This window comes from Pseudomonas sp. 20-5 (assembly GCF_056782835.1).
The window spans coordinates 2355847-2379261 of sequence record NZ_CM165584.1 but is presented as its reverse complement, the minus strand read 5'-3'; the positions used below and the strand labels follow the sequence as shown (position 1 = coordinate 2379261).

Sequence of the window (23415 nt, the reverse complement as noted above, 5' to 3'; positions counted from 1 at the left end):
CTGCCGCGGTGGGCTCAGAGGCCGAGGGCGGACAGGTCGAGGCGGCCGTCGGCCATGGGCGGACACCAGAAGTAGCTGCCGCTGATCGGCCGGGTGAAACGGAACAGGCCATCGAGCACCCCGTCTTCCACGCCGATCATCCGTAGCCACTGGACCTCGAAGGCCTCGAACGAGCGGCCGAAGGCGGCGAACAACAGCCCCGCGCGGTGCTCGTCGGACCAGGGCGCGCCGCGCCGCAGGAGGAACGCGGCGGGCTCGAAGCTTTCCTGCTCGGTGCGCTTGACGTGGGCGTAGGCCGGCGCGTCTTCCAGTTCTTCATCGTCGGACTTGCGGCGGCCGATGATGTTGTCCATCTCCTCGCCGGGGATCGCCTGCATCCGGTCGAAGTCATGCAGCCACTGCTGGACAGCAACGAAACTGCCGCCATCCAGGCCCGCACCGCGCCCGGAGACCAGCGCGGCTTCGAGCGCCGCATCGCCCTTGGGGTTCTCGGTGCCGTCCTTGTAGCCGGACAGGTCGCGGTCCTCGCCGTAGAGGAACGCATCCACCGCGCCGGTCCGCTGGAAGGCCGGCGCCAGCGACCGTTCCAGCGCGTGCGAGCGCAGCGTCACCTCGCCGCGATCCTCGCCGCGCAGCCAGCACCACAGCGCGGAGGGCGTGGACGGCAGGTCGATGCCGGGCGCGGCGAGCACCGGATAGTCCTTCATGCCCTCGACGGTCTTGCCGAGGCTGAGCATCAGCGAATGGCCGATACCCACCACCAGCTGGTAACCATCGGTGGCCGCGGCCAGGCTGGCCAAGGTCGCGGCCACCTGCTCGGGTTGGGAAATGCTGAAAAACAGGTAGCGACCCACCACCGGAATCGGGGTGAGAATGCCTGGCTGAGCCGCGCTCATGTTGCCTCCATCTATCATCAGGCCGTGCGCCGCTCGTGGCGATGCACCTTCGATCTCGTTCTGGTTCGAGCAATGCTCGGTTTCGGAGCGCAGCGGCGGGCGACGCCAAGCGAAGCGGCTCCGAAATACCCGCGCATCCTAAACCGGTGCAACGCCAGAGACCACTCGAAGACGAGGGAAAAGCGCGAAGTCGAACCTGCGTCGCTCAGAACTCCATCGGCATGAGACCGACCACCAGGCCGGCGACGGCAAGGGCAAACACCCAGGGCCTTGGCGAGTTCGAGATGATGGGCGTTCATGGGCTTACCTGTCGGAGGAAAAGCCTGACGCTAGACGCCGAACATTGCAGTTGTGCAATCAGTCCCGGTCCGCTTGCGGCGAAACCGCTCCGCTCGCCGAAAGCAGGCCCAGCGCATGCTCCAGCGCCGCATCCAGGACCTTGTCGCGCGCCACCTCGCTCGCCTGGGCACGCGCGAGAAGCACCGCGCCGACCGACAGGCAGGTGAGCACCCAGGCCCGGTTCTCGTCGCCCATCAGTTCGGCCAGCCGCCGTTGCCGTTGTTCCAGGGCCCGTTCGAAGGTTTCCCGCACCTCGGGCCCTGCCCGGCCCACCTCGGCGGCCAGCGCCGGAATCGGGCAGCCCATGTCGGCATGCTGCGCATGACCGCGACTGAGGTAGAGACGGGTGGCGCCGGCCAGTTGCTCCAGGCTGTCCAGCGGAAAGGCATCGTGCTGGGCGCTCAGCTCGCGCTGCAGGATCGCTTCGAGCAACTCCGCCTTGCTGGAGAACTGCGAGTAGAACGCCCCGGTGGTAAGACCAGCCGCCTTCATCAAGGTGTCCAGGCCGGTGCTGGCGAAGCCCTGGCGCTTCACCAGCGGAGCGGCCTTGCTCAACAGCAGGGCGCGGGTGGCCTGTTTCTGTTCCGGTTTGTAGCGCATGCCGACTATCCGTTGGTTGGGGAGACGATGTCGTCACATTGGACAATGATCGTTATATAACGCTCGTTATCCAATGAGGAAGCCGCAATGACTCTAGCACCGCGACACCTGCGCATAGAACAACGAGGACGCGTCCTGCAAGTCCTGCTCGACAATCCCCCGGCGAACTTCCTCACCACGGCGGTGATGCAGGAGCTGGCCGACCTGCTGGAAGACCTTGAGCAACGCCAGGACATCGGCGCCGTCATCCTTTCCGGAGCGGCGGACGGGGTCTTCCTGACCCACTTCGACGTCGACGAGATCGAGCGCGCCGTCGCCCCTATCACCTTTTCCATGCCGGCCTGGCTGACACGCCTGCTGCTGGAAAGCGAAAGCCTCCTGCGCCACTTGCCTGGGGCGAGGAAGCTGCTGCGGCGCACCCTGCTGGCAGGCGTCGCCGACATGAACCTGTTCCATGAGGTCACCGCGCACATGCGCCGCATGGACAAGGTGTTCATCGCCGCGATCAACGGCCTGGCCCTGGGTGGCGGCTGCGAGCTGGCGCTGGCCTGCGACCTGCGCCTGATGGCCGAGGACGACCAGGTGGAACGCTTCCTCGGCCAGCCGGAAGTACTCATCGGCCTGATACCGGGAGGCGGCGGCACCCAGATGCTGGCGCGCAGCCTGGGCGTAGCCAGGGCCCTGGAGCTGTGCCTGGAAGGGCAACTGCTGGAGCCGCGCCAGGCCCTTGCGCTGGGCCTGGTCAACGGGCTGGCGCCAGCGGAGGAGCTACTGGAAGCCGCCGACGCGCTGGCGCAACGCCTGTCCCGGCGCTCACCGCAAGCGGTGCGCCTGATCAAGCGTTCGATCTACCAGGCGGCTTCCCGCGACTGGACGGAGGGCATGGCCAGCGAAAAGGCCGGCTTCCTCTCCGCCGCCTCCCAGGGCAATACCCGCCGCGCCATGCGCGAATACATCGAACGGGTGCGCACCATCACCCGGGAAGAGCGCCCTTTCCGCCGTGCGGATTTTGACGACCTGACCGAAGGCAACGCCATCGACATGGCCTACAGGTGATCTGCATGACTGCCTCCCCTTCCCCGGTTTCCGCCACGCCTTGGCTGACCCTGAGCATTCGCCTGATGGCCGGCGGCTTCCTGCTGTTCTTCGGCCTGGCCCTGGCCACGCTGCTCCTGCGGCTCGACCAGTCGCTGCTCGACTCCGACGCCGGGCGCCTGCTGCTCCGCCTGGTTCGCTGGGGCGACCAGCAAGGCGGCGGACAGCACTATGAGCTGATGATCTCGACGATCTACCTGGTCTGGGGCGCATTCCTCTGGCGCGCCGCCAGCCAGCCCTTCCGCCACCGGCTGTTTATCGACTTCACCGTGGCGGCCAATGCCGCGCACTTCGGCCTGATGTTCCTGCAGGGACTGTTGATGCCCGGCGAACACATCCACCTGGCCGGCGATGTCCTGCTGGGCTGGGCCTCGCTGCTGCCGCTGATGCTGTTCTGGATACCGCAACGCAAGCGGGCAGCCCCTTCGCTCGCCGTCGAGCGGAAGTGACGACAGTGGAACGGCCCCCAAAGGGGCCTAGCAGTTCGAACAGGCTCCTCTTGATGCCGTTGCGGACTGGCCTATGCTCACGGTGTGTGCGAACCCCAAGGGTATTTCCCGACCAGCTCCCCCGCGGTCGGGATTTTTTTTGCCTGTCGCTCAGCGCTTCGGGTCGAAGGGCGAATAGCCCCGCCGGCGCAGGCTCGCCAGGGGCGCGAACAGCGGTTCCGGCAGATCGGCCCAATCGAACCAGGCCCAGCCGTCGCACTTGTCCGGCTCCATGAGGCGCGCCTCGGCATCCTCCGCGCAACCGGCCAGGATGAACGCGGTGAGGTAGTGGCGCCCCTCGAAGACGTCATTGCTGAACGGGCCGTGGCGCAGTTCGCTCAGCGCCAGGCCGGTCTCTTCCAGGGCTTCGCGCAGGGCGCAGTCCTCCACCGCCTCGCCGAACTCGAGATGGCCGCCGGGCGCCGACCAGCAGCCAGCGCCATGACTGCCCTTGCGGCGCCCCAGCAACACCTTGCCGTCCCGCAAGATCAGGACGCCCACGCCTACCTGCGGTGCCGGCATCGTCGTACTCCTGCTTCGGGATCAGAGATGGAGCGTACCGCTCATGTACAACGCCGCCTTGCCGGAGATGACCACCCGCTCGCCGCGCACGTCGCATTCCAGGCGCCCCTTGCGCGCCCCGCCCTGCTCGGCGCTCAGCCGGGTCTTGCCCAGGCGCTGCGCCCAGTACGGCGCCAGGGAGGTATGCGCGGAACCGGTCACCGGGTCTTCGTTGACGCCGACGTTGGGCCCGAACCAGCGCGAGACGAAATCGAAGCGCTGGCTGCGCGCGGTCACCGCCACCCCGCGGCACGGCAAGCCCTTCAGCCGGGCGAAGTCAGGCGCCAGGGCGGCGATTGTCTTTTCGTCGTCGACCACCACGAGGTAATCGTCGGTCTTCAGCACTTCCGCCTCGGCAATACCCAGCGCCTCCAGCAGTCCGTCCGGTGTCGCGCAAGGCTCCGGACGCTTGGCCGGGAAGTCCATCGCCAGCGAGTCGCCCTCGCGCCGCACGCTCAGCTCACCGCTACGGGTAGCGAAACGCAGTACCGGGGAAGCGTCGTCGAGCTTGTGGATCAGTACCCAGGCCGTCGCCAGGGTCGCATGACCGCACAGGTCCACCTCGACCTGCGGCGTGAACCAGCGCAATCGATAGTCGCCGTCGCGGCCGACGACAAAGGCGGTTTCCGAAAGATTGTTCTCTTCCGCGATGGCCTGCAGGCGCTCGTCGTCCAGCCAGGCATCGAGGGGGCAGACCGCCGCCGGATTGCCCTGGAAGGGACTGTCGGCGAATGCGTCTACCTGGAAGATCGTCAGTTCCATGTTCCGGACTCCTGTATCGATGGGCTGCGCACCTTAGCAGCCGGACCGAGACCAGGACAATGCCGCGCCCCGCGCAGGCGCCTCGCTCAGATCTGACGGATATCCAGCAGCGCCCAGACCTGGTAACCCTGGCGCTTGGCTTCCTTCTCCGCTTCCAGTTGCGCGGTGACCTTGCTGATGGAGCGCGAGCGATGTTCGAAACGCAGCGGCAATCCCGCCCCGCCCTTGCGCACGCTCAGTTCGACGATGGTGTAGCGGACCGGCTGGCTGGCCTCGGTCCGGACCTTTTTCGGTCGCGTTTCGGCAAGGCCCAGCGCCTTGCGCATCTGTTCTTCAGAGTAGATTTCCTGCACGCATTCACCCAGATTGAATAAAACCCGCAAATCCTATTGGTTCGCGACCCCACTTGCCAGGATAGTCGGCGAAGCGGGTCACACATCGACGCGAAAATCGCGCCTACCAGATCCGGCAGCTTCATCGAAACCGCCGCCGACATAAGCTGTGGGCGCTGTACATCCCTGGATCCTTTCCCGGCCTGCTCCACGCGGCCGGGATTTTTTTTGCCCTCTTCACCCTTGCGCCGACTGCGGACGCCAGGCTGGCCTTCAGCCTGTCCGGCAGCTATACCGAAAGTCTCCACCGTGATCAGGATCCAGTATGCTCGCCTGCCCCCTCCCTCCCGACGAAGCCCTGCGCCAGCAGGCCCTGGACGACATGGCGCTGGTCGACACCCCCGCCGAACACTACCTGGACGCCCTGGTGGAACTGGCGCGGGAAACCTTCGGGGTGAAGACCGTGCTGATCAGTCTGATCGACCACGACCGCCAATGGTTCAAGGCCCGTATCGGCCTGGATGCCGAACAGACGCCGCGCGACCTGTCCTTCTGCGGCCACGCCATCCTGGCCAGCGAACCGCTGATGGTGACGGACGCCTCCAGGGATCCGCGTTTTCACGACAATCCGCTGGTCACCGGGCCGCCCTTCATCCGCTTCTACGCCGGCGAGCCCCTGCACGCCAGCAATGGCCAGGCCATCGGCACACTCTGCCTGATCGACCCGAGCCCGCGGCTTCTGGATCTCCGGGAAGGACGCCAGCTCAATCGACTGTCGATCCTGGCCGAAGGATATCTCCAGCTACGCAGCCTCACCGAGCACACCCGCTTCCTGCGCCAGGAGATCGACCGGGAGCAGCGCAAGTCACTGCTCGACCCCCTCACCCAATTGTGGAACCGGGCCGGCTTCCACGCGCTGCACCAGCATGAACTGGAGTTGGCGCGGGCCAGCGACCAGCGCATCGGCATCATCTACAGCGATATCGACCATTTCAAACGTATCAACGACACCCTGGGGCACCGGGCCGGCGACAGCGTCCTCCGCGAGGCGGCTTCGCGACTGCGCGCGGCGCTGCGGCCGGAAGATCTCCTGGCGCGTTTCGGCGGCGAGGAGTTCGTGGCGATGGTCCGGGTCTGCGAGACCACGGAACTGACCATGATCGCCAATCGCATCCGCGAACTGATGGAAGCGACCCCGATCGACTGTGCCGGCACGTCCGTGCCGGTGACCATCAGTGCCGGCTGTACCCTGGCCGGCAGCGGCGAAGAACCGGAACGGGCACTCGCCCGGGCGGATGCCGCGCTGTACGACGCCAAGCGTGCCGGACGCAACCGGGTGGTCAGCGTCTGACCAGGGCTAGTCCTCCAGCCCTGCGCAATCGGCGCAGATAGAGAAACCCTCGCTATCGACTGGCACCTGGACCGCGTCGCAATATTCGCAGGAACGTCGCCTGCCGGTTCCGCAGGCATCGGGCTCGTCGAGCGCGCCGAACGTATCTTCGTCACGCTCGTCCTCGAGGTAATCGTTATCCAGCAGGTGATCGTGTTCGGGTTCGTGAATATCGTCTTCGTCGCTCATCTTCGACTGCCTGCCGGCTGCGTGAGGCGGTCTTATAAAGGCAGCGACAGCGCCCGTCAACGGCTCAACCCAGGTACAGACGCAGTTGCAGCCGGATTCGCCCCGGCTCGCCGTCGATCGGCGCAGGGCGACTGTCGAATCGCTGGGCGCCCTGGACCATGTAGAACGCTTAGGCATGCAAATCGGCTCCTCCCCCTGCCTCATTGCACTAGAATCGCCCGGCGCAGCGCCTGCGCCCTCAAGCCTCTTTCGTAGAAAACACCATGAGCAAACTGCAACATATCGGCCTGTTCCTGTTCGTTCTTCTTTCCGCCGGCCTGGCGCTCGGCTACCGAGTCGACTGCCCGGACGGCAGCCATGTCGAGACCTACCTGCTTCGCGGCCTGGGCGCGCGCCTCCTCGGCAACGATCTCTGCGAGCAGGCAGCGCCCTGACGCCGGGCGTTCCCGGATCCGACGGCGCCCGCCTATCGAGCCGGCAAGCCTCCGCCAACGCCAAGCCTTGCCGAAGCGATGGGCCACCAGCGCTAACCGGCCAGTTGCAACCAGAGCGAAAACACGCCCAGCGCACACCAGAAGCCGGCGAACAGGAACGGCACGCGTCGCGAGAACAGCAAGGTTTTCTCGAAGCTGCCGCGGTTGACCTCGCGTTCGCTGAACAATGGCGAATCATCGTAGGCCAGGCCGATCTCCGGATCGCTGTGCAACAGGCAGGACTGCTTGAACTGCCAGTGGCAGATGATCTCCGAGGATGCCTGGATGCCCGGCCAGGCATGCAGGGAATTGACGATCCCGAGCAGTGCTAGGAGCGCCGGCACCACCAGGGTGAACAGCTCGCCCCAGGCCGGGTTCAGGTTGGCCATCGACGAGGCATAGGCGATGACGAGGAACGACTGCGCCGTCAGGTAGGCGTTGGTCCGACTGGATAGCTGGCCCGTCTCGTAGTGGATTTCCCGCCGGTAGAAGTCCAGCCGCTCCTTGGGTGAACAGAAGATCCGGACATCGGATTCTTGCGACAACGGCCCTCCGGGCATGATCAACCTGGACACAAGCACGACACCTCGAACGAGTGGATGGGCTTGTTTGGAAAGAACCGATCCACGCCGGTTCGGAATCTCCGACGACCGTTCCCCGCGCCGGTAACGATTTCCGCCACCGCCCCGCTGGCCATGGAACTCAACGGAGCCCTGGCCGCCGCACGCCTGCGCAAGGTAAAAAGGGCGATCCTCCCGGATCGCCCTCCTGCATCAGAACAACGCCCCCAGGTAAGCCGCCGCGCCGCCGCCGAACTGTGCACCGACGTTGACCCCGGCCATCAACAGGGCGCCACGGGACGATTGCAGTAATTGCCGCGACATGCTGGCGCCCAGCGCGGCGGTCAATGGCGAGGCGCTCGCCAGCGCCACCGCCGCCAGCAGCTTGGGATCGAGGCCGAAGAGGATCGCCGTGCCCGAACCGCCGGCGATGACTCCCGCGCCGAGTTCGACGTACATGCAGGGCCCGGTGAAGTCGCCGCGGGACAGGTCGCGCCCCACCAGGCCGTCCGCGACCAAGACGGTTCCGGTGCTCGGCAACGCCTCCAGCGCACCGGCCCCGCCAACGCTCTTGCCCTTGACATTGAGGTTGACCTTGCCGAAGCGCGGCAGGCGCATGCCCAGTCCGATCCCGCCGCCCACCCCGCCATAGCGGAAGGACACGTTCTCACCCTCCGGCGAGAGCAACGTGATGGAGCCGCCGCTACCCGCCAGGAAGGCCACGGTCATGCCTCCGCCACTGGCCGTCACGTAGCGCCAGCGACTCTCGTTGAGGGGCAAGGGAATGGGAAGTTGCGACATGACTTCAATGTCCTTTTGAGGTCGGTTGGGAAGAACGCAGGCCCAGCAATCCCCTGAACCCGACAATACCGAAGAGTGCGCCGAAGCCGCAGAGGAAAGCGCTGGTTCCCCAGAGCGCGCCGGCATCGTCGACTATCGCGCTGGCCGCCGGCCGCCCAGCCTCGTAGAGGACGCGAACCGGCTCGCCCACCTGGTAGCCGAAGATGAAGCCGCCCTGGGGATAGGAAATCCGCTCGCCGGAAACGCTGGTGAAATCGATCTGCGGATGCGAACCGCCGGCATTCAAGGCGCTGACCGTCCCCTGGGCTTCCTGCGCAGTACGCAGGAAATGGTACCGCTCGACGGTCTTGAAACCGCCGGCGAGCAGGAGGCCGAGTCCGAGCAGGGAAAAAAGGGAAGCGTGAAGAAGTCCGCCGATACGCGAACCGGAAGAGGTCGTCATGAGCCTTGTCGCCTGAATCATCCGTGAAGGCGCTAGGGTCGGAAAAGACCGCCCCCGCTGTCAATAGCGGCTATGCGATGAAGCGCGAGCCCAGGCGAGCACGGGCCGAGCGGCCTTTTTCGGGGCGCAAACGAAAAAAGGCGACCCTTTCGGATCGCCTTTCTTGCCCCGCCAGCAGCGCGGGATTTGTTTGGTAGGCACGATTGGATTCGAACCAACGACCCCCACCATGTCAAGGTGGTGCTCTAACCAACTGAGCTACGTGCCTGCTGATGGCGCGCATTCTACAGACCCCAAAAACACCGTCAAGCTTTTTTTTCGCTAACTCTCTGAAAAAGTGGAATTTTTATTTTCAGGGGGTCCGTTGAAAATTTTGCACGGAGGCTAGCCGGCCGATTTCGACTCGGGTAGCATCCGGGCATCCGTAAAAAATAAAAAACAGAGGTGCAAGATGCCGCACACCCCCTACCCCTCCTCCTATTACGCCGCGTCGGCCAATCCCGCGCCGCCCCGCCCGGAACTCCAGGGCGAGGTCGAAACCGACGTCTGCGTGATCGGTGCCGGCTATACCGGCCTCTCCACCGCCCTGTTCCTGTTGGAGAATGGTTTCAAGGTCACCGTACTGGAAGCCGCCAAGGTCGGCTTCGGCGCTTCCGGGCGCAACGGCGGCCAGATCGTCAACAGCTACAGCCGCGACATCGACGTGATCGAGCGCACCGTCGGCAAGCGCGAAGCGCAGTTGCTCGGCGAGATGGCCTTCGAAGGCGGGCGCATCATCCGCGAGCGCGTGGCCCGCTACGGTATCCAATGCGACCTGAAGGACGGCGGGGTGTTCGCCGCCTTCACCGAGAAGCAGATGGATCACCTGCGCGCGCAGAAACAGTTGTGGGAACGCTACGGCCACAACCAGTTGGAGATCATGGACGCCAAGCGCATCCGCGAGGTGGTGGCGACCGACAACTATATAGGTGGCATGCTTGACATGAGCGGCGGCCACATCCATCCGCTGAACCTCGCCCTCGGCGAAGCGGCGGCGGTGGAGTCGCTCGGCGGCAGAATCTACGAGCAGAGCCCGGCGACCCGCATCGAGCGCGGCGCCAGCCCGGTGGTGCATACCCCGCAAGGCAAGGTGAAGGCGAAGTTCATCGTGGTCGCCGGTAACGCCTACCTCAACGGCCTGGTCCCGGAACTGGCGGCCAAGTCGATGCCCTGCGGCACCCAGGTGATCACCACCGAGCCGCTGAACGAGGAACTGGCCCACAGCCTGCTGCCGCAGGACTACTGCGTGGAAGACTGCAATTACCTGCTCGACTACTATCGCCTCTCCGGCGACAAGCGCCTGATCTATGGTGGCGGCGTGATCTATGGCGCTCGTGATCCGGCGGACATCGAGGCGATCATCCGGCCGAAGATGCTCAAGACCTTCCCGCAACTGAAGGACGTGAAGATCGACTTCGCCTGGACCGGCAACTTCCTGCTGACCCTCTCGCGCCTGCCCCAGGTCGGCCGCATCGGCGACAACATCTACTATTCCCAGGGTTGCAGCGGCCACGGCGTGACCTACACCCACGTCGCCGGCAAGGTCCTGGCCGAAGCCCTGCGCGGCCAGGCCGAGCGCTTCGACGCTTTCGCCGGCCTGCCGCACTACCCCTTCCCCGGCGGCAAGCTGTTCCGCGTACCGTTCACCGCCATCGGCGCCTGGTACTACAGCCTGCGCGACAAGCTCGGGGTCTAGTCCGCGTCGACAGAACGGCACCCCGGGGTGCCGTTTTTTCCATCCGCTCCTCAACCTTCGCTACGGATCTGCGCATGACTGATCAGGGCGAAGATCAGGCTACCGCCGACGATGTTGCCGCCCAGGGTAGGCAGGGCGAACTTCAGCAGGAACTCGGTCCAGCCGATTTCCCCGGCGAACGCCAGGTAGCCTACCTCCGCCGAGCCCACCACGATGTGGGTGAAGCTGCCCAGCGCCATCAGGTAGGTGATCATCGCGATGATCCAGATCTTCGCGCCCTCCGCCGCCGGGATCAGCCAGACCATGGTGGCGATCATCCAGCCGGAAACGATGCCCTTGGCGAACATTTGCGCCAGGTCGTTGTGCATCACCTCGCGGCCGATCTCAAGGAACGCCGCGTCGGCCGCTTCATTGAATATCGGCAGATGCAGCACCGCCCAGGCGAACAGCAGCGTACCGACGATATTGCCGAACAGCACCACGCTCCAGAGACGCAACAGTTGCCAGGCCTTTTCCAGGGTCGGCTCGGTCATCACCGGCAACACGGCGGTCAGGGTGTTTTCGGTGAACAGTTGCTGGCGGGCGAGGATCACTGCCAGGAAGCCCATGGGATAGCCGAAGCTGCTGACGATGATCGCCCACTCCTGCTCGGGCAAGGCAGCGCGGAACAGGCCCATGCCCATCAACGAGAGGCCGATGGTCAGCCCCGCGGCCACCGCCGACCACCAGAGTGCCGCCAGCGTGCGCTGCAACTCGTGTTCGCCCTGGACGCGAATCACCTCGTGCAGGACAGCGGCGCGCGGTGGCTGCTTGTCGTCGATCTCCCGCCGCTCGTTGGCGGTCAGCGCCGTGGCCGAACGTCCGTCGGCCGGTTTCTCTTTCCGCTCCTCGCCGCGCGCACGCGGCTTGCGCGTGCCCTCCGCCGCATGCCCCTGGCGCTTGCCCGCCGCACCGCCCTTGGCCGGTTGCCGGGGGGTGGGGGGCGAAGTCCGCTTGTCGTTGGCCATGTTCTGCACCTGAGTGGGGTCCTCCCAGGTATAGAGCCGTCTCGCTGGAACGGGGTTCCGACAACCTTCGGCTCCGCCGCCTCAGCGGGGCGGTGCGCCAACGGGACAGGCCGGCAGCTCGGCGCACCGAGCCGCGGGTGCGACGGCCTGCGGCAAGGCCGCAGCGAAGCGGGCTTCCCCAGGCTGCAATGCCCGCGCGCAGGCCTGCGCCTGGCGCGCCGGCGCCGCGCAACCGCGTTCCGCCAGCAACTGGGACAGGTTGAACCAACCCGCGGCGAAATCCACGCGACGCTCGACGCTGGTGAGCATGGCCTGTTCGGCAGCGGCGGAATCGCCTGCGGCGTAGCGACTGTTGCCCAGGGCAAACCAGGCGAAGGCGTCCTCAGGCCAGCGTCGCACGGCTTCTTCGTAGGCGCGCCGGGCAACCTTGGGGTGGCCGGTTTCCTCGCTGTCACTGGCGGCCTTGAGCCACGGGACCGCCGCTGCCGTGGCCGGCAGGCGGTCACCCGGCAGGGTCAGCACCGCCCAGCGCCCCGAACGCTTCCAGGTCGACTCGAAGCTGGTGAAGTCGGTAACCCAGCGCCGGGTGATGCCCGAGCGCAGCACCAGTTCGCGGCGCTCCCGATCGAAACCGACCACCACCGCGAAGTGCCAGCGCGGCCACCAGGAGAAAGCCTGGTTCTGTAACACCAGCACCGGGTTGCCCGCCGCGACCTCCTCGAGCACGCTCTCCAGTCCGCCTTGCAGCGGATAGACCAGCATGCCGTGGCGGCGCGCCGCGGCGACCATCTCCAATTGCAGGCTGCCCTCGCGACCGGGAATGAACACCTCGTCCTTCAATTGCCCCGGCGTCAACGCCAGGCCGCGCTGGCCGAGCATCGTGGCCAGCGCGGCGGGACCGCACTGGTAGGCTTCCTGGGGGAAGAACGGCACTTCGCGCAGCTCCACCCGCGCGGGCAGCGCCGCGCTTTCCGGCGGCAGTCTCGGCGGCTGCGCGCAGCCGCCGAGCATTGCGGAGACCAGCAGTGCCCCTGCCAGCCGCCTCACCGATTGATGCATTTGATGAAGCTGAAGATATCCGTGGCGCAAAGCATGTCGGTGATGATGAAGATCACCAGGAACAACACGATGATGCCGATGATGCCGCCCGCCGGCGCCTGGTCCAGCTGCTGGTTGAACTGCGCCAGCTCGGCGTTGGTCAGGCTGTTGATGCGACTCGCCACCTGGTCGCGGGGCACGCCCATGGCCTCCAGCTTCTTCTGGACGCCCTGGTCGTCGAGCATCTTCAGCAGTTGCTGGCGATCGAGGTTGTGCTGTTGTTGCTGCATGACTTCCGCAGTACCGATCATCGCTGCCTGGGCGAGCGGAACCTCGGCGAAGGTGAGCAGGTGCAGCGCTGCCAGGACGGCAGCGACACGGCGGATGCTTGTTGTTGTTCTCATGGGAATGACCTCTGCGTGAAACCCGGCTATTAGTCTTGGAAGGCGAGGCTTGGTTCCGCAACGCCCACCTTTCCTGAGTATCGTCCCGATCGCCGTTTTCCGCCGCCTCGGCGCCGATGCCCGCCCCTCTGGCGAGACGACGACCCGCCGCCCCCAGGCGACGAAACGGCGTCCGCCTTTATGCAATTCGCATATACTCCGGCTCGCCGCGAGAAAACCGGAGCATGCGCGATCTCGGCGACATCGACGCATATCCCCGCCGCAGCCTCGTACACGGCGTCGAAACCGCGCGCCGCCCCGGACGACAGAGCCTCCGGCACGGCGAAAACTAAGGATTCCTGAGCTTCCATCTTGTCCAGATTTGCCCAACCTTGAGCGAGCGGGCCAACGGGACGGGAGTTGTATGGATGCTAGGTACCCGGCTAAAAGCCGCAAGAATCAGAGCGGGATACTCGCAGAAACAGTTGGGCATGCTGGTGGGAATGGACGAGTTTTCCGCCAGCGCACGGATGAACCAATACGAACGCGAACGGCACTCCCCCAACATGCGGACTTCCGAACAGCTGGCCATGGTCCTCCAGGTCCCCATGGCCTACCTCTATTGCCCCGAGGACGAGCTGGCCGAGCTCATCCTCAAGGTGTCCAGCCTGACACCCGAGTTCAAGAAAGAGCTGACGCGTTTCATCGAACAGTTGCTCGCGGCCCAGGGATCAACCAGCCGCCAGCCTGTACGCACAAGGAGTGAACTGTGAACAAAAGCTTGGATTCAGACTCGATAACCACCGCCATAATGGCCCTGCGTCGCCTACGCGACACGCATCCGGAGCAGTACCGGGAGCTGCTGCCGTTGTGCGCCTCGGGGCTGGTGGAGACCCTGGTCGGACAGAGCGACGGGGACGACCGCAGGAAGGCCGAGACGCAGAGCGAGACCATCGCCCGCTGGACCTGGCTGCAGTTGCTCGGCTGGGCCCAGAACAACAGCCTCAGCCAGCAGCAGATCGAAAGCCTCTACAGCATCGTCGAAGGCATCCGCAGTTGCCGGCCGCTGATGCAGGAGCGCGCCCGTCTCCTGCAACTGGCGCGAGGCTGAGGCCCCGGCGCGGCTAGAGGCCGTACCGGGTTGCCTGGAGATGAGCGAACATGCCACCGTCGGCCGGGATGTCGACACCCCATAGCCAGCGCGAGGCGTCAGCGAAGCCAGCTGGACGAACCAGGGCTTTGAGGTGGCATCGGCGAACTTCTTGAACTGCCAGGCCGGTCCGCCCATATAGGTGGGGCTGCCGTAGACGATGGCATCGGCTTCGACGAGCCGAGCAACTTCGTCCAGTTCTTCAAGCGCGAGGACGGCCAGGTGCGCCGAAGCCTTCCGCCGCGAACAGCATGGCGGCCGAACGCCAGCCTTGCCGCAGCGCACAGAGCGCACGTGACCTGGCGCCCGCAGCGCTCCGGCCTGATTCGCAGTTTCGTCACGCCGGCGCGCGGCCTGGCGCAAATGTGAACGGTTGCCGCCACGCTGGGAGAGGCTTCTTCCTAGACTCCGCGCCACGTTCACTCAGAGGAGAAACAACGTGGCCAAGACATGGATCTACGCAGCCTCGGCCGCCGCCATCGGCGGTGCGCTGATCGGCGGCTGGCTGCTCGACCCGGCTCCGCCCGAGGCATCGCCGCAGGCCCGCCAGTCCCCCGCCGCCCAGGCAGCCGCCGCCCCGACAGCGGCGCTCGCGGCGCCGGCGGCGGACGCTACCCGCATGCTCGCCCCGACCCCCGTCACGACGCCCGCGCCACGCGAGCGGGTGACGCTCTGGCAAGGCGAACTGCGCAGCCGCGAAGGCGCCCAGGGCATTCCCGAATACCTGGCGCAGGTCGAACCCGCCCTGCTCGACACGCTGGCGCTCGGCCAGGTGCTGGAAATGAGCCTGCCGGGTCGCGAGCGGCCCTTGCAGGCACGCCTCGCCAGCACCCATAACAGCGCCGGCCTGCCGGTCTGGCGCGGCGGCCTGGTGGACGGCGACGAGGCGGAAAGCCTGACCGTGGTGCGCGGCAGCCTGGAAACCCACATCAATGTCGCCACCCTCGACGGCAGCTACTCGATCATCGTCGACAACCGCAGCGGCAAGACCCGGGTGATCGACGAGAACGACATCGCCGCGCGTAGCGACCCGCACGGCGATCATGTCGACGCGCCGCTCGCCGAGCTGCCACCGATGCCGCCGCCCGCCCAGGGCTGAGCCCACCTTCCCAGCATGTTTCCCCAGCGGTGCCCTCGGGGCGCCATGGCTTCCTATTGTCCGAACACAGGCAACCCATGAAGAAATCCCTGCTCTGCTCCACCCTAGCCCTGGCGGTAGCCTCTGCCGCCCAGGCCGCGCCGAAGACCGTCGACATCATGGTCCTCTACACCACCGCGGCGACCCAGACCGCAAATGGCCGCGACATCGATGCGCGGATCGCCAGCTACATCGAGTTCGCCAACACCGCCTACGAGAAGAGCGGCGTCAACCTGCGCCTGCGTCTGGTGCACAAGCAGCGCCTGGACTGGGCCGACTACCCGACGGTGACCGGCGCCAACCTCGATCGCTTCATGCGCGACCCGCAGGTGCAGCGCCTGCGCGAGCAGTACGGCGCCGACCTGGTCAGCCTGGTCAACCGCTCGCAGAACAGCGGCAACGGCTACATCACCTGCGGCATCGGCTACATGGGCTCGGGCGATAAGAACAGCGGGCGCTTCCACGGCAACGCCAAGGACATTGCCTACAACCTCACCGGGGTCGACTGCGGGCTCAACACCTTCGCCCATGAAGCCGGCCACAACATGGGCCTGCGCCACTCCTACGAGCAGGACCTGGAGTCCAGCTACTACGATCCGCGCTACGCCCACAGCGGCACCTACGAATGGAGCCGCGGCTACGGCGTGCAGGGGCGCTTCGCCACCGTGATGGCCTACCCGCATGCCTTCGGCACCAACAAGCAGGCACCGTTCTTCGCCAACCCGCGCCTGGTCAACGCCGAATGCGCCAACCAGCCCTGCGGCCGCGAAGAACACGCCGACGCCGTACGCGCGCTGAACAGCATGGCCACGCAGATCGCCGACTTTCGCCCGACCAAGGTACCCGGCACGGTCAACCCGGGCTCCGGCGGCGACACGCCGACCCCGCCGGACCTGCCATGGTGCACGAAAGCCAAGCTCGGCGGCCTGCTCGGCGATGGCGAGTTCGCCAGCATGGAAGGCTGGCGCGCATGGTCCGGCAACGCCCAGCTGAGCCTGGTGAACGTCGCCAAGGGCTGCCGCGACAATGCCTTGCTGGTCGACGTGCGTGGCTTCGACCTGCTGGTCCGCCCCATTGCCCCCCTGCGCGCCGGCAGCGGCTACCGGCTGAGCGGCAAGGTCATGCTCAAGGCCGCGAATACCCGTGAAACCGTGCGCATGGCGCTGCTCAGCGAACGCGCCGATGGCGCCCTGGCCTACAACCCGGCGCAGAGCGTCGAACTGTCGGTCAGCGGCAACGAGTTCAGTCGCCTGGAGAAGACCTTCGACTACCGTCCCGCCGCCGACCAGCGCAACCTCTACGTGGCGGTCTGGAGCGACAGCGGCGCCAGCCTGCTGGTCGACGAGATGAACCTGCAGGAAGCGCAGGCCGCGCCGCCGAGCGTACCGCCGGCGCCGAAACGCATCGCCTACGACTTCGAGAGCGGCATCGGCGGCTGGAGCGGCGTGCATGCCAGCGCCCGCGCCACGCGCGTCGCCAGCGCCGGGCGGCTGGCCCTGGAAGCCTACCAGCGGCGCTACGCCGGCACCGGCGCGAGCACCAGCCTGCTGGGCAACCTGGAAGCAGGCCGGACCTACGCGTTCAGCGCGGACGTACGGGTCGGCGACGGTCGCGGCTCGCAGGCCATGACCTATGCCTACCTCTACCTGGAAAGCCAGGGTCGGCCCGGCGAATACCTGCCCCTGGGCTACAAGGTGGTCGAGAATGGCCGCTGGGCCAGCCTGCGCGGCCAGGTGCAATTGCCGAAGGGGCCGATCAAGCGTGCTGAACTGATGATCCTCAGCGGTAACCAGCAGGAGTCGATGTTCATCGACAACGTCCAGTTGCTGCAGAAGTAGGACGCTTCCCCTCCATGCCCCCGGCGGGCACGGAGGGGATTTTGCGGAGCGCTCCAGGCCGGATGCAGCGATCAAGAAATTATCGTTTTACGATAATTTATTATTAAACTATGATCACTCCGGTTTCCCTCGTTTCCGAGGGGCCTGCCCACCTTCCCAGGAGTACCCCCGATGACAAGCGACCGCCTGGCCGGCTACAGCCGCCTGATGGCTACTCTGACCCTGCTGTTGATCGCCGGCATGCTGCTGCTCAACGCCGCGTGCTGGATCTTCCCCGACCTCGCCAGCGAGCACGGCCTCGGTTTCGCTCTCACCGCCACCGGTGTCGCCGGCGACCTCGGCGTTGTGGCGCGGGACATGCCGCTCTGGCAGGCCCTCGGCGGCATCCTCCTGTCGAGCCTGCCGCTGCTGGTCCTGGCCAGTGGACTGCAGGCGCTGCGAAGGCTGTTCCAGCACTACGGGCGCGGCGAGTATTTCTGCGAAGACGCCGCGGCGCTGCTCGGCAAGGTCGGCCTGTGCCTGGCTTGCTGGGTGCTGGCGAACTTCCTGCTGGAACCGCTGCTGACGGTCTGGGTCACCTTCCTCCAACCCCAGGGGCAACGCATCGTCAGTCTCAGCTTCGGTTCGGCGGAACTGGTCAGCCTGTTCGCCGCCGCCTCGGTGATGGTGATCGCGCGCATCCAGCGCAAGGCCGCCCTGCTCGCCGAGGAAAACCGCCAGTTCGTCTGAGGTCCGCCATGCCCATCGAAATCAGGCTGGACGTCATGCTCGCCCTGCGCAAGGCCAGGTCCAAGGACCTGGCCCAGGCCATCGGCATCACCGAACAGAACCTGTCGCTGCTCAAGCAGGGCAAGGTAAAGGGCATTCGCCTCGCTACCCTGGAGGCCATCTGCGCCTACCTGGCGTGCCAGCCGGGAGACCTGCTGGAGTACCTGCCCGGCCCGACCGAGGAGTGACAGCCGGGCGCTTATGCGCTCGAGCGAGGGGGAGCGCACCAAAGGGTATTTAGGCCAAGCCCCCTTTCGCCGCTACAGTCGCGGTTCATCCACCAGACATGGGCGAGGCCGGGCATGGCGAAATCCTCCGAACGATTCGAATCCCTGCGCCGGGATATCGACGCACTGGCCCGCCGGCTCGACGTGCCGTCGGTGCTGATCATGCGTTCCCTGCCCCGGCACATGCGCGTCGAGGCCTCCGCCGGACGCCTGGAGGACACCTACCCGATCGGCGCCGAAGGCCGCAAGAGCGTCCATGAAGACGGCGCCAAACCCCTCTACTGCGAACGCGTGGTCGACCGCGACGCCCCATTGCACGTGCGCGACTCGCGCCAGGAGACGGAATGGGCCGGCAACGAGGATGAAGTCGAGTTCGGCCTGAGCAACTACCTTGGCTATCCGGTTCATGCGCCCGACGGCACCCCGTACGGCACCGTCTGCGTACTCGACAGCCGACCGCGCGACTATTCGGCCGAGGAACGGGCCCTGCTGGAAGAATTGCGGCGCAAGGTCGAGGCGCTGCTGGCGGAAACCGTCTCATGACCTAAGGTCAATCGGATACCGCGGCGCACAACCGCGCCGCCTCCGCCCACCAGACGAGGACCTTCCGTGCACGCCAGCCGCCTGCCCCGCCTCTTGCCGCTCGCCCTCGCCTTCCTGCTTTCGCCCGCCGCCTTCGCTGCCGACACGCCAGCCGCCGAGCTGCTGCGCCAGGCCGAAGCCGAACGCCCGGCCTACCTCGACACGCTCCGGCAACTGGTCGCGGTGGACAGCGGTACCGGCCAGGCCGAAGGCCTCGGCCAGTTGTCCGCGCTGCTCGCCGAACGCCTGCAGGCGCTCGGCGCGCAAGTCCGCAGCGCACCGGCGACGCCCTCGGCCGGCGCCAACCTGGTGGCCACCCTCGATGGCACCGGCAGCAAGCGCTTCCTGCTGATGATTCACTACGACACCGTGTTCGCCGCCGGCAGCGCGGCGAAGCGTCCGTTCCGCGAGGACGCGGAGCGCGCCTACGGACCCGGCGTGGCCGACGCCAAGGGCGGCGTGGCGATGGTGCTGCATGCCCTGGCGCTGCTCAGGCAGCAAGGCTTCAGGGACTACGGACGGATCACCGTGCTGTTCAATCCCGACGAAGAGACCGGCTCCGCCGGCTCGAAGCAACTGATCGCCGAGCTGGCCCGGCAGCAGGACTACGTCTTCTCCTACGAGCCGCCGGACCGGGACGCAGTGACGGTAGCCACCAATGGCATCGACGGCCTGCTGCTCGAGGTGAAGGGTCGCTCGTCCCATGCCGGCTCGGCACCCGAGCAAGGCCGCAACGCCATTCTCGAACTGTCGCACCAGTTGCTGCGTCTCAAGGACCTCGGCGATCCGGCGAAAGGCACCACGCTGAACTGGACCCTCGCCAGGGGCGGCGAGAAGCGCAACATCATTCCCGCCGAGGCTTCGGCGGAAGCCGACATGCGCTACTCGGACCCGGCCGAGAGCGAGCGGGTACTGGCCGACGCCCGGAAGCTGACCGGCGAACGCCTGGTCGCCGATACCGAAGTCAGTCTGCGTCTCGACAAGGGTCGTCCGCCCCTGGTGAAGACCCCCGCCTCGCAGCGCCTGGCGGAAACCGCGCAGACGCTCTACGGCCGAATCGGCAAGCGCATCGAGCCGATCGCCATGCGCTTCGGCACGGACGCCGGCTACGCCTACGTGCCCGGCAGCGACAAGCCGGCGGTGCTGGAAACCCTCGGCGTGGTCGGCGCCGGCCTGCACAGCGAGGCGGAATACCTCGAACTGTCCAGCATCGCCCCGCGCCTGTACCTGACAGTGGCGCTGATCCGCAACCTGTCCGCCGACTAGCGCCGACGCCCGCAGCCAGCCTCAGGTGCGGAAGCGACCGAGCACCACGCGCAAGCCAGCCATGTGCTCCTTGACCCTCTGGTTGGCCGAAAGCACTGCGGCGGTCCCTTCGTGGGCCTGCTCGGAGAGTCCGGAGACGTTGGTGATGTTGCGGTCGATGTCCTGGGCCACCTGGCTCTGTTCCTCGGCGGCGGTCGCGATCTGCTGGTTGAGGCCGTCCAGCTCTTCCACCGTGGCGACGATGCGTCCCAGCGCCTGGGCCGCGCTGTCGGCCTCGGCGAGGTTGCTCTGGGCATGGCTGGCGCTACCGCGCATGGCGGCTACCGCATCGTTGGCGCCGTCCTGCAACTGCTCGATCAGCCCCTGGATCTCCTGGGTCGACTGCTGGGTACGGTTGGCCAGCGAACGCACCTCATCCGCCACCACGGCGAAGCCGCGCCCGGCCTCCCCGGCCCGCGCCGCCTCGATGGCGGCATTGAGCGCCAGCAGGTTGGTCTGCTCGGCGATGCTGCTGATCACCGTAAGCACCTGGCCGACGCTGCCGGCGTGCTGGTGCAGGGTGTTCAGCGCCAGGGCGGTCTGCTCCAGTTCCTCCGCCAACGCACCGGTCTGGCTGCTGGCGTGCTCCACCAGACGCCGTCCCTCGTGGGCCAGGGCCGCGGCGTCGCGCGTGGAGTGCGCCGCATGGTTGGCGTGGCGGGCGACCTCGGCCACGGTGGCGCTCATCTCGTTCATCGCGGTGGCCACCTGGTCCAGGTCCTGGTGCTGGCGCGCCACCTGGTCGCCGGCGCCGAGCGCCTGCTCCAGGGCCTCGGCCACGTCCTTGTCGGTCTCTGCCGCGCTGCGCTTGACGTTCGCCAGCAAACCGCTGACGTCCTGGCGCATCCGCTCGTAGCCAGCGACGATGCGGCCGATCTCGTTGTCCGCATGGCCCGCCGCCAGGGCATGGGTGAAGTTCGCCGCGCCGACCTCGGTCAGCGCCACTTCCAACCCACGCAACTGCCGCATCAGCGGCGCCAGGCCGAACTGCCGGCCGAGCACCACCAGCACCAGGATCGCCAACAGGCAACCGAAGGCGATCCACATCTGGGTGTGCTGGACACTGTCGGCGCGCGCGCTCATCAGCGAGACCAGGTTGTTCAGCTCGCCCAACAGCTCGGTGGAATACTGCGAGAAGCCGCGCAGATCGACCTGGCTGGCAGGCTGTGCCACCTGGTCGAGCATGGCCCGGTAGCGGCCCCAGATCTGCGCCACCTTCTGCCGCTGGGCGGCGATCTCCGGCGCGCCCATCCGGCTCACGTTGCGCTCGGCATTGCCCGCATCCAGATCGGCGGCCGAGCGTTCGTACTGGGCGATGGTCGCGGCCAGGGCCTTTGGGTCGCCGGCGCCGAGTCGCAATTGCAGCGCCTCGCGGGCCATCTTCTGGCTGAGCATGCGCTGCGCGCCGGCCACGTTGATGGTTTCCGGCGAGATCGACATGCTCAGGTACAACGCCACCGAGGCGCAGGCGGCCAGGCCGAACATCAGTGCATAGGACAGCAGGAACTGGGCGTTCAGGGTCTTCAACCCGAGCCCCCGTAGAATCCGATCGAACACCCTGGCGACGCTTTCGTTCATTGGTTTTTCCCCACTGGACTACAGAAACCGATAACCACCCCATCGGCCCGTCGCGCCTGGGCTTGAATCGGCACTTCGCCGACTCCATCCCCGAGCGCCTCCCTCTCCAGGGCGTGGCCCCCGGCGGACAAGGCCTGAAGACAGTTTGCCGCTGCGGCATCGGGACGCGCCCTGTAAACTCTGGCAGGTACCCGGCACGCCGCGCCGGAGACGTCATGGAACCCAACCCGCAAGGACGCCCGCGTGATCCCCGTCGCCCCTATTCCCCTGATCGTCCCGCTCATCTACCTGTCGTCGTTCGTCGCCGGCATCTGGCTGCTGGTCTGGCTATCGCTCCTGGCCTTCAGCCCGCGCGCGCGCCAGCGCTTGCGCCGCCGCTGGCCGAGCCGCGGCCTGCTGATGCTGCTCCTGCTGTTCCCGTTGGGACTGCGCGCCTGGCTGGAGATCGGTCTCTGGCAGTACGAGCGCGAACGCGCGCGCGAGGAAGCCGCGCACAGCGCCGTGCTCGAGCGCCCCTCGCGCCTCGGAGGCATCGAGATGCCTGCCGGCACCCGGCTGAAGCTGGAACTCAAGCACCAGCCAGAAAGCTTCCGCGAAGCCGAATTCCCCACCCCGGTGACGATCCGCGGCGTCGCCACCCGCCACCTGCAACGCTGGCTGCAGAGCGAGCAGGACAACCCGCAGGACCCATGGAAAACCACCGGCGTCCATCCCACTTCGCTGCGCCTGCGTGGCGAGGGCGTCGCCGAGATCGAAGGCTGGCGTTGCGACGCCAGCCAGGAAATCGCCTTCGCCAGCGAGCGCGACGGGCGTCCCGCCGCCTTCGAAGGCTGTAGCCTGGCGACCGGCAACCGCGCCGACGACATCGACTTCCCCGCCGGTGCGCGATTGTTCGCCAGCGACGGCATGGCCTACACCGACGGCTACCGCGACGCCGAGCGCTGGCGGGTAATGCCGGAAACCGGGCAACAGGTGTCGGTGCGCGGCATCGCGCTGAGCGGCGGCGCCCTGGCCTTCGACCGCGACCGCCGCCTGTACGGCCTCGGCGGCACGGTCCTCGCCGAGGCCTTGCAACTGGGCGCCTGGCACTACCCGGCGGGCACCGAGGTCAGCCTTTCGCCCCGCGCCGCCTGGCGCGCGCAACATCCGCACGCCTGGCTGTTCAGTCCTACCCGCGAAGCCGCTTCGCATGCCTCCGGCGAGCGCCTGGAACACGGCACCTCGCTGTTGCAGACGCTGGACGGCCAGGAACTTGAGCGCCTCGACAACCGCGCGGCAGGGGTCATCGACTTCATCGAACTGGAGATCGGCGACGAACGCTGAACCTGCGCCGCGCGGTTATCTGAGGCTCAGCCAGCAGCGCGGCGGGAAGGGCAATCAGGAAATGGACGAGGCGCATGGACCCTCCGTGGCCATCACTGCGGTATGGCTAGGCATTTTCCCGATCCTGCGGGAAAAGCGATGCCGCTTCGCTTGCCGCACAGCGAAACAGGGCTAGCCTTATCAATGTGACTTTCTCCTATGGTGGTCACCAAAGCCCCGGGGGCCGCTCATCCCTCCGGGGCTTTCCCCCCGCCTGCTGCCTCTCCCCTCCTTGATACAGCAGCCCATCGCAGTTCAACGAGGAAACCCGATGAAACTCAGCATTGTCGCCCTGGGCCTGTTGTCCATGGCAGGGGTGCTCATCTGCACCTATCTGATCCTGAAATCGCTCAGCGCCATCTGATATCGCTCGTGC

General features: G+C 66.6%; 27 protein-coding genes and 1 tRNA gene. 14 read left to right on the top strand and 14 right to left on the bottom strand.

Features of this window, described 5'->3' with window-relative positions; genetic code table 11:
* Nucleotides 1–14 precede the first annotated feature (14 nt).
* Both AC1RB9_RS11280 and AC1RB9_RS11275 read right to left on the bottom strand, forming a co-directional pair.
* Nucleotides 15–914 (bottom strand): Dyp-type peroxidase, encoded by a 900-nt coding sequence (locus tag AC1RB9_RS11280; RefSeq protein ID WP_003119903.1) that lies wholly within the window; start codon nucleotides 912–914, stop codon nucleotides 15–17.
* A gap of 339 nt (nucleotides 915–1253) precedes the next feature.
* On the bottom strand, nucleotides 1254–1835 hold the full coding sequence (locus tag AC1RB9_RS11275) for a TetR/AcrR family transcriptional regulator (protein WP_003090825.1): 582 nt from the start codon (nucleotides 1833–1835) through the stop codon (nucleotides 1254–1256).
* Between the two features lie 87 nt (nucleotides 1836–1922).
* Here AC1RB9_RS11275 and AC1RB9_RS11270 point away from each other — a divergent pair, with 87 nt between their 5' ends.
* Nucleotides 1923–2891, top strand: coding sequence for an enoyl-CoA hydratase/isomerase family protein (locus AC1RB9_RS11270; protein ID WP_003114421.1), 969 nt, complete (start codon nucleotides 1923–1925; stop codon nucleotides 2889–2891).
* Between the two features lie 5 nt (nucleotides 2892–2896).
* On the top strand, nucleotides 2897–3379 hold the full coding sequence (locus AC1RB9_RS11265; RefSeq protein ID WP_003114422.1) for a DUF6632 domain-containing protein: 483 nt from the start codon (nucleotides 2897–2899) through the stop codon (nucleotides 3377–3379).
* Between the two features lie 150 nt (nucleotides 3380–3529).
* Here the strand turns inward: AC1RB9_RS11265 and AC1RB9_RS11260 are convergent, their stop codons facing one another.
* From AC1RB9_RS11260 to AC1RB9_RS11250, 3 genes are all read right to left on the bottom strand, one after another.
* Nucleotides 3530–3940, bottom strand: coding sequence for a nucleotide triphosphate diphosphatase NUDT15 (locus AC1RB9_RS11260; protein WP_003099138.1), 411 nt, complete (start codon nucleotides 3938–3940; stop codon nucleotides 3530–3532).
* A gap of 21 nt (nucleotides 3941–3961) precedes the next feature.
* Nucleotides 3962–4741, bottom strand: a complete 780-nt coding sequence (locus tag AC1RB9_RS11255; protein ID WP_003114424.1) for a PhzF family phenazine biosynthesis protein — start codon at nucleotides 4739–4741, stop codon at nucleotides 3962–3964.
* A gap of 86 nt (nucleotides 4742–4827) precedes the next feature.
* Nucleotides 4828–5067 (bottom strand): hypothetical protein, encoded by a 240-nt coding sequence (locus AC1RB9_RS11250; protein ID WP_003114425.1) that lies wholly within the window; start codon nucleotides 5065–5067, stop codon nucleotides 4828–4830.
* A 331-nt stretch (nucleotides 5068–5398) separates the two neighbouring features.
* Here AC1RB9_RS11250 and AC1RB9_RS11245 point away from each other — a divergent pair, with 331 nt between their 5' ends.
* Nucleotides 5399–6424 (top strand): diguanylate cyclase, encoded by a 1026-nt coding sequence (locus AC1RB9_RS11245; protein WP_003451910.1) that lies wholly within the window; start codon nucleotides 5399–5401, stop codon nucleotides 6422–6424.
* 6 nt (nucleotides 6425–6430) lie between these two features.
* Here the strand turns inward: AC1RB9_RS11245 and AC1RB9_RS11240 are convergent, their stop codons facing one another.
* Complete coding sequence (locus AC1RB9_RS11240; RefSeq protein ID WP_003114427.1) at nucleotides 6431–6652, bottom strand: hypothetical protein; 222 nt, start codon at nucleotides 6650–6652, stop codon at nucleotides 6431–6433.
* A 263-nt stretch (nucleotides 6653–6915) separates the two neighbouring features.
* Between AC1RB9_RS11240 and AC1RB9_RS11235 the strand changes: the two genes are divergently transcribed.
* Nucleotides 6916–7086, top strand: coding sequence for a hypothetical protein (locus AC1RB9_RS11235; protein WP_003099153.1), 171 nt, complete (start codon nucleotides 6916–6918; stop codon nucleotides 7084–7086).
* 92 nt (nucleotides 7087–7178) lie between these two features.
* Here the strand turns inward: AC1RB9_RS11235 and AC1RB9_RS11230 are convergent, their stop codons facing one another.
* From AC1RB9_RS11230 to AC1RB9_RS11215, 4 genes are all read right to left on the bottom strand, one after another.
* A complete protein-coding gene (locus AC1RB9_RS11230) occupies nucleotides 7179–7700 on the bottom strand; it encodes a hypothetical protein (RefSeq protein ID WP_003122551.1) in 522 nt (173 codons plus the stop codon).
* Nucleotides 7701–7898: 198 nt separating this feature from the next.
* Entirely contained in the window at nucleotides 7899–8486 is a 588-nt protein-coding gene (gene tse4 / locus AC1RB9_RS11225) for a type IV secretion system toxin Tse4 (protein WP_003099160.1), read from the bottom strand.
* Nucleotides 8487–8490: 4 nt separating this feature from the next.
* Entirely contained in the window at nucleotides 8491–8928 is a 438-nt protein-coding gene (tsi4, locus tag AC1RB9_RS11220; protein WP_003099162.1) for a type VI secretion system immunity protein Tsi4, read from the bottom strand.
* Nucleotides 8929–9119: 191 nt separating this feature from the next.
* Nucleotides 9120–9196, bottom strand: a tRNA-Val gene (locus AC1RB9_RS11215).
* Nucleotides 9197–9379: 183 nt separating this feature from the next.
* Here AC1RB9_RS11215 and AC1RB9_RS11210 point away from each other — a divergent pair.
* Nucleotides 9380–10663 (top strand): NAD(P)/FAD-dependent oxidoreductase, encoded by a 1284-nt coding sequence (locus tag AC1RB9_RS11210; protein WP_003114430.1) that lies wholly within the window; start codon nucleotides 9380–9382, stop codon nucleotides 10661–10663.
* Nucleotides 10664–10713: 50 nt separating this feature from the next.
* On the opposite strand, the gene AC1RB9_RS11205 is transcribed toward AC1RB9_RS11210, so the two are convergent.
* From AC1RB9_RS11205 to AC1RB9_RS11195, 3 genes are all read right to left on the bottom strand, one after another.
* The gene (locus tag AC1RB9_RS11205; RefSeq protein ID WP_023464848.1) at nucleotides 10714–11670 is read right to left on the bottom strand and encodes a formate/nitrite transporter family protein; all 957 of its coding nucleotides are present in this window, start codon (nucleotides 11668–11670) and stop codon (nucleotides 10714–10716) included.
* An 81-nt stretch (nucleotides 11671–11751) separates the two neighbouring features.
* Entirely contained in the window at nucleotides 11752–12681 is a 930-nt protein-coding gene (locus tag AC1RB9_RS11200; protein WP_003162463.1) for a PA2778 family cysteine peptidase, read from the bottom strand.
* Nucleotides 12682–12713: 32 nt separating this feature from the next.
* Complete coding sequence (locus AC1RB9_RS11195) at nucleotides 12714–13112, bottom strand: PA2779 family protein (protein ID WP_003090843.1); 399 nt, start codon at nucleotides 13110–13112, stop codon at nucleotides 12714–12716.
* A 407-nt stretch (nucleotides 13113–13519) separates the two neighbouring features.
* Between AC1RB9_RS11195 and AC1RB9_RS11190 the strand changes: the two genes are divergently transcribed.
* The 8 genes from AC1RB9_RS11190 (at nucleotide 13520) to AC1RB9_RS11155 (ending at nucleotide 20060) form a co-directional block, all read left to right on the top strand.
* Nucleotides 13520–13864 (top strand): helix-turn-helix domain-containing protein, encoded by a 345-nt coding sequence (locus AC1RB9_RS11190; protein WP_003115217.1) that lies wholly within the window; start codon nucleotides 13520–13522, stop codon nucleotides 13862–13864.
* Nucleotides 13861–14202, top strand: a complete 342-nt coding sequence (locus tag AC1RB9_RS11185) for a PA2781 family protein (RefSeq protein ID WP_003119898.1) — start codon at nucleotides 13861–13863, stop codon at nucleotides 14200–14202. Before AC1RB9_RS11190 ends, AC1RB9_RS11185 begins: the two co-directional genes overlap by 4 nt.
* 478 nt (nucleotides 14203–14680) lie before the next feature.
* Complete coding sequence (gene bamI / locus AC1RB9_RS11180; RefSeq protein ID WP_003124476.1) at nucleotides 14681–15340, top strand: biofilm-associated metzincin protease inhibitor BamI; 660 nt, start codon at nucleotides 14681–14683, stop codon at nucleotides 15338–15340.
* Nucleotides 15341–15417: 77 nt separating this feature from the next.
* Nucleotides 15418–17217, top strand: coding sequence for a metalloendopeptidase Mep72 (mep72, locus tag AC1RB9_RS11175; protein ID WP_003452301.1), 1800 nt, complete (start codon nucleotides 15418–15420; stop codon nucleotides 17215–17217).
* A 171-nt stretch (nucleotides 17218–17388) separates the two neighbouring features.
* A complete protein-coding gene (locus AC1RB9_RS11170) occupies nucleotides 17389–17946 on the top strand; it encodes a DUF2975 domain-containing protein (protein WP_003090849.1) in 558 nt (185 codons plus the stop codon).
* An 8-nt stretch (nucleotides 17947–17954) separates the two neighbouring features.
* A complete protein-coding gene (locus AC1RB9_RS11165; RefSeq protein ID WP_003108924.1) occupies nucleotides 17955–18173 on the top strand; it encodes a helix-turn-helix domain-containing protein in 219 nt (72 codons plus the stop codon).
* 114 nt (nucleotides 18174–18287) lie between these two features.
* Nucleotides 18288–18755, top strand: coding sequence for a GAF domain-containing protein (locus tag AC1RB9_RS11160; RefSeq protein ID WP_003104034.1), 468 nt, complete (start codon nucleotides 18288–18290; stop codon nucleotides 18753–18755).
* 66 nt (nucleotides 18756–18821) lie between these two features.
* Nucleotides 18822–20060 (top strand): M20/M25/M40 family metallo-hydrolase, encoded by a 1239-nt coding sequence (locus AC1RB9_RS11155; protein ID WP_003452304.1) that lies wholly within the window; start codon nucleotides 18822–18824, stop codon nucleotides 20058–20060.
* Nucleotides 20061–20081: 21 nt separating this feature from the next.
* Here the strand turns inward: AC1RB9_RS11155 and mcpN are convergent, their stop codons facing one another.
* Nucleotides 20082–21677 (bottom strand): nitrate chemoreceptor McpN, encoded by a 1596-nt coding sequence (gene mcpN / locus AC1RB9_RS11150; RefSeq protein ID WP_003452307.1) that lies wholly within the window; start codon nucleotides 21675–21677, stop codon nucleotides 20082–20084.
* Between the two features lie 243 nt (nucleotides 21678–21920).
* On the opposite strand from mcpN, the gene AC1RB9_RS11145 reads away from it, so the two are divergent.
* A complete protein-coding gene (locus AC1RB9_RS11145; protein ID WP_003452310.1) occupies nucleotides 21921–23000 on the top strand; it encodes a hypothetical protein in 1080 nt (359 codons plus the stop codon).
* Nucleotides 23001–23415 lie beyond the last annotated feature (415 nt).

What these genes read in the sequence shown, in the direction of transcription:
- AC1RB9_RS11280 (WP_003119903.1), bottom strand. Translation starts at nt 914, where the DNA reads ATGATAGATGGAGGCAACATGAGCGCGGCTCAGCCAGGCATTCTCACC.
- AC1RB9_RS11275 (WP_003090825.1), bottom strand. Translation starts at nt 1,835, where the DNA reads ATGCGCTACAAACCGGAACAGAAACAGGCCACCCGCGCCCTGCTGTTG.
- AC1RB9_RS11270 (WP_003114421.1), top strand. Translation starts at nt 1,923, where the DNA reads ATGACTCTAGCACCGCGACACCTGCGCATAGAACAACGAGGACGCGTC.
- AC1RB9_RS11265 (WP_003114422.1), top strand. Translation starts at nt 2,897, where the DNA reads ATGACTGCCTCCCCTTCCCCGGTTTCCGCCACGCCTTGGCTGACCCTG.
- AC1RB9_RS11260 (WP_003099138.1), bottom strand. Translation starts at nt 3,940, where the DNA reads ATGCCGGCACCGCAGGTAGGCGTGGGCGTCCTGATCTTGCGGGACGGC.
- AC1RB9_RS11255 (WP_003114424.1), bottom strand. Translation starts at nt 4,741, where the DNA reads ATGGAACTGACGATCTTCCAGGTAGACGCATTCGCCGACAGTCCCTTC.
- AC1RB9_RS11250 (WP_003114425.1), bottom strand. Translation starts at nt 5,067, where the DNA reads ATGCGCAAGGCGCTGGGCCTTGCCGAAACGCGACCGAAAAAGGTCCGG.
- AC1RB9_RS11245 (WP_003451910.1), top strand. Translation starts at nt 5,399, where the DNA reads ATGCTCGCCTGCCCCCTCCCTCCCGACGAAGCCCTGCGCCAGCAGGCC.
- AC1RB9_RS11240 (WP_003114427.1), bottom strand. Translation starts at nt 6,652, where the DNA reads ATGAGCGACGAAGACGATATTCACGAACCCGAACACGATCACCTGCTG.
- AC1RB9_RS11235 (WP_003099153.1), top strand. Translation starts at nt 6,916, where the DNA reads ATGAGCAAACTGCAACATATCGGCCTGTTCCTGTTCGTTCTTCTTTCC.
- tse4 (WP_003099160.1), bottom strand. Translation starts at nt 8,486, where the DNA reads ATGTCGCAACTTCCCATTCCCTTGCCCCTCAACGAGAGTCGCTGGCGC.
- tsi4 (WP_003099162.1), bottom strand. Translation starts at nt 8,928, where the DNA reads ATGACGACCTCTTCCGGTTCGCGTATCGGCGGACTTCTTCACGCTTCC.
- AC1RB9_RS11210 (WP_003114430.1), top strand. Translation starts at nt 9,380, where the DNA reads ATGCCGCACACCCCCTACCCCTCCTCCTATTACGCCGCGTCGGCCAAT.
- AC1RB9_RS11205 (WP_023464848.1), bottom strand. Translation starts at nt 11,670, where the DNA reads ATGGCCAACGACAAGCGGACTTCGCCCCCCACCCCCCGGCAACCGGCC.
- AC1RB9_RS11200 (WP_003162463.1), bottom strand. Translation starts at nt 12,681, where the DNA reads ATGCTCGGCGGCTGCGCGCAGCCGCCGAGACTGCCGCCGGAAAGCGCG.
- AC1RB9_RS11195 (WP_003090843.1), bottom strand. Translation starts at nt 13,112, where the DNA reads ATGAGAACAACAACAAGCATCCGCCGTGTCGCTGCCGTCCTGGCAGCG.
- AC1RB9_RS11190 (WP_003115217.1), top strand. Translation starts at nt 13,520, where the DNA reads ATGCTAGGTACCCGGCTAAAAGCCGCAAGAATCAGAGCGGGATACTCG.
- mep72 (WP_003452301.1), top strand. Translation starts at nt 15,418, where the DNA reads ATGAAGAAATCCCTGCTCTGCTCCACCCTAGCCCTGGCGGTAGCCTCT.
- AC1RB9_RS11170 (WP_003090849.1), top strand. Translation starts at nt 17,389, where the DNA reads ATGACAAGCGACCGCCTGGCCGGCTACAGCCGCCTGATGGCTACTCTG.
- AC1RB9_RS11165 (WP_003108924.1), top strand. Translation starts at nt 17,955, where the DNA reads ATGCCCATCGAAATCAGGCTGGACGTCATGCTCGCCCTGCGCAAGGCC.
- AC1RB9_RS11160 (WP_003104034.1), top strand. Translation starts at nt 18,288, where the DNA reads ATGGCGAAATCCTCCGAACGATTCGAATCCCTGCGCCGGGATATCGAC.
- mcpN (WP_003452307.1), bottom strand. Translation starts at nt 21,677, where the DNA reads ATGAACGAAAGCGTCGCCAGGGTGTTCGATCGGATTCTACGGGGGCTC.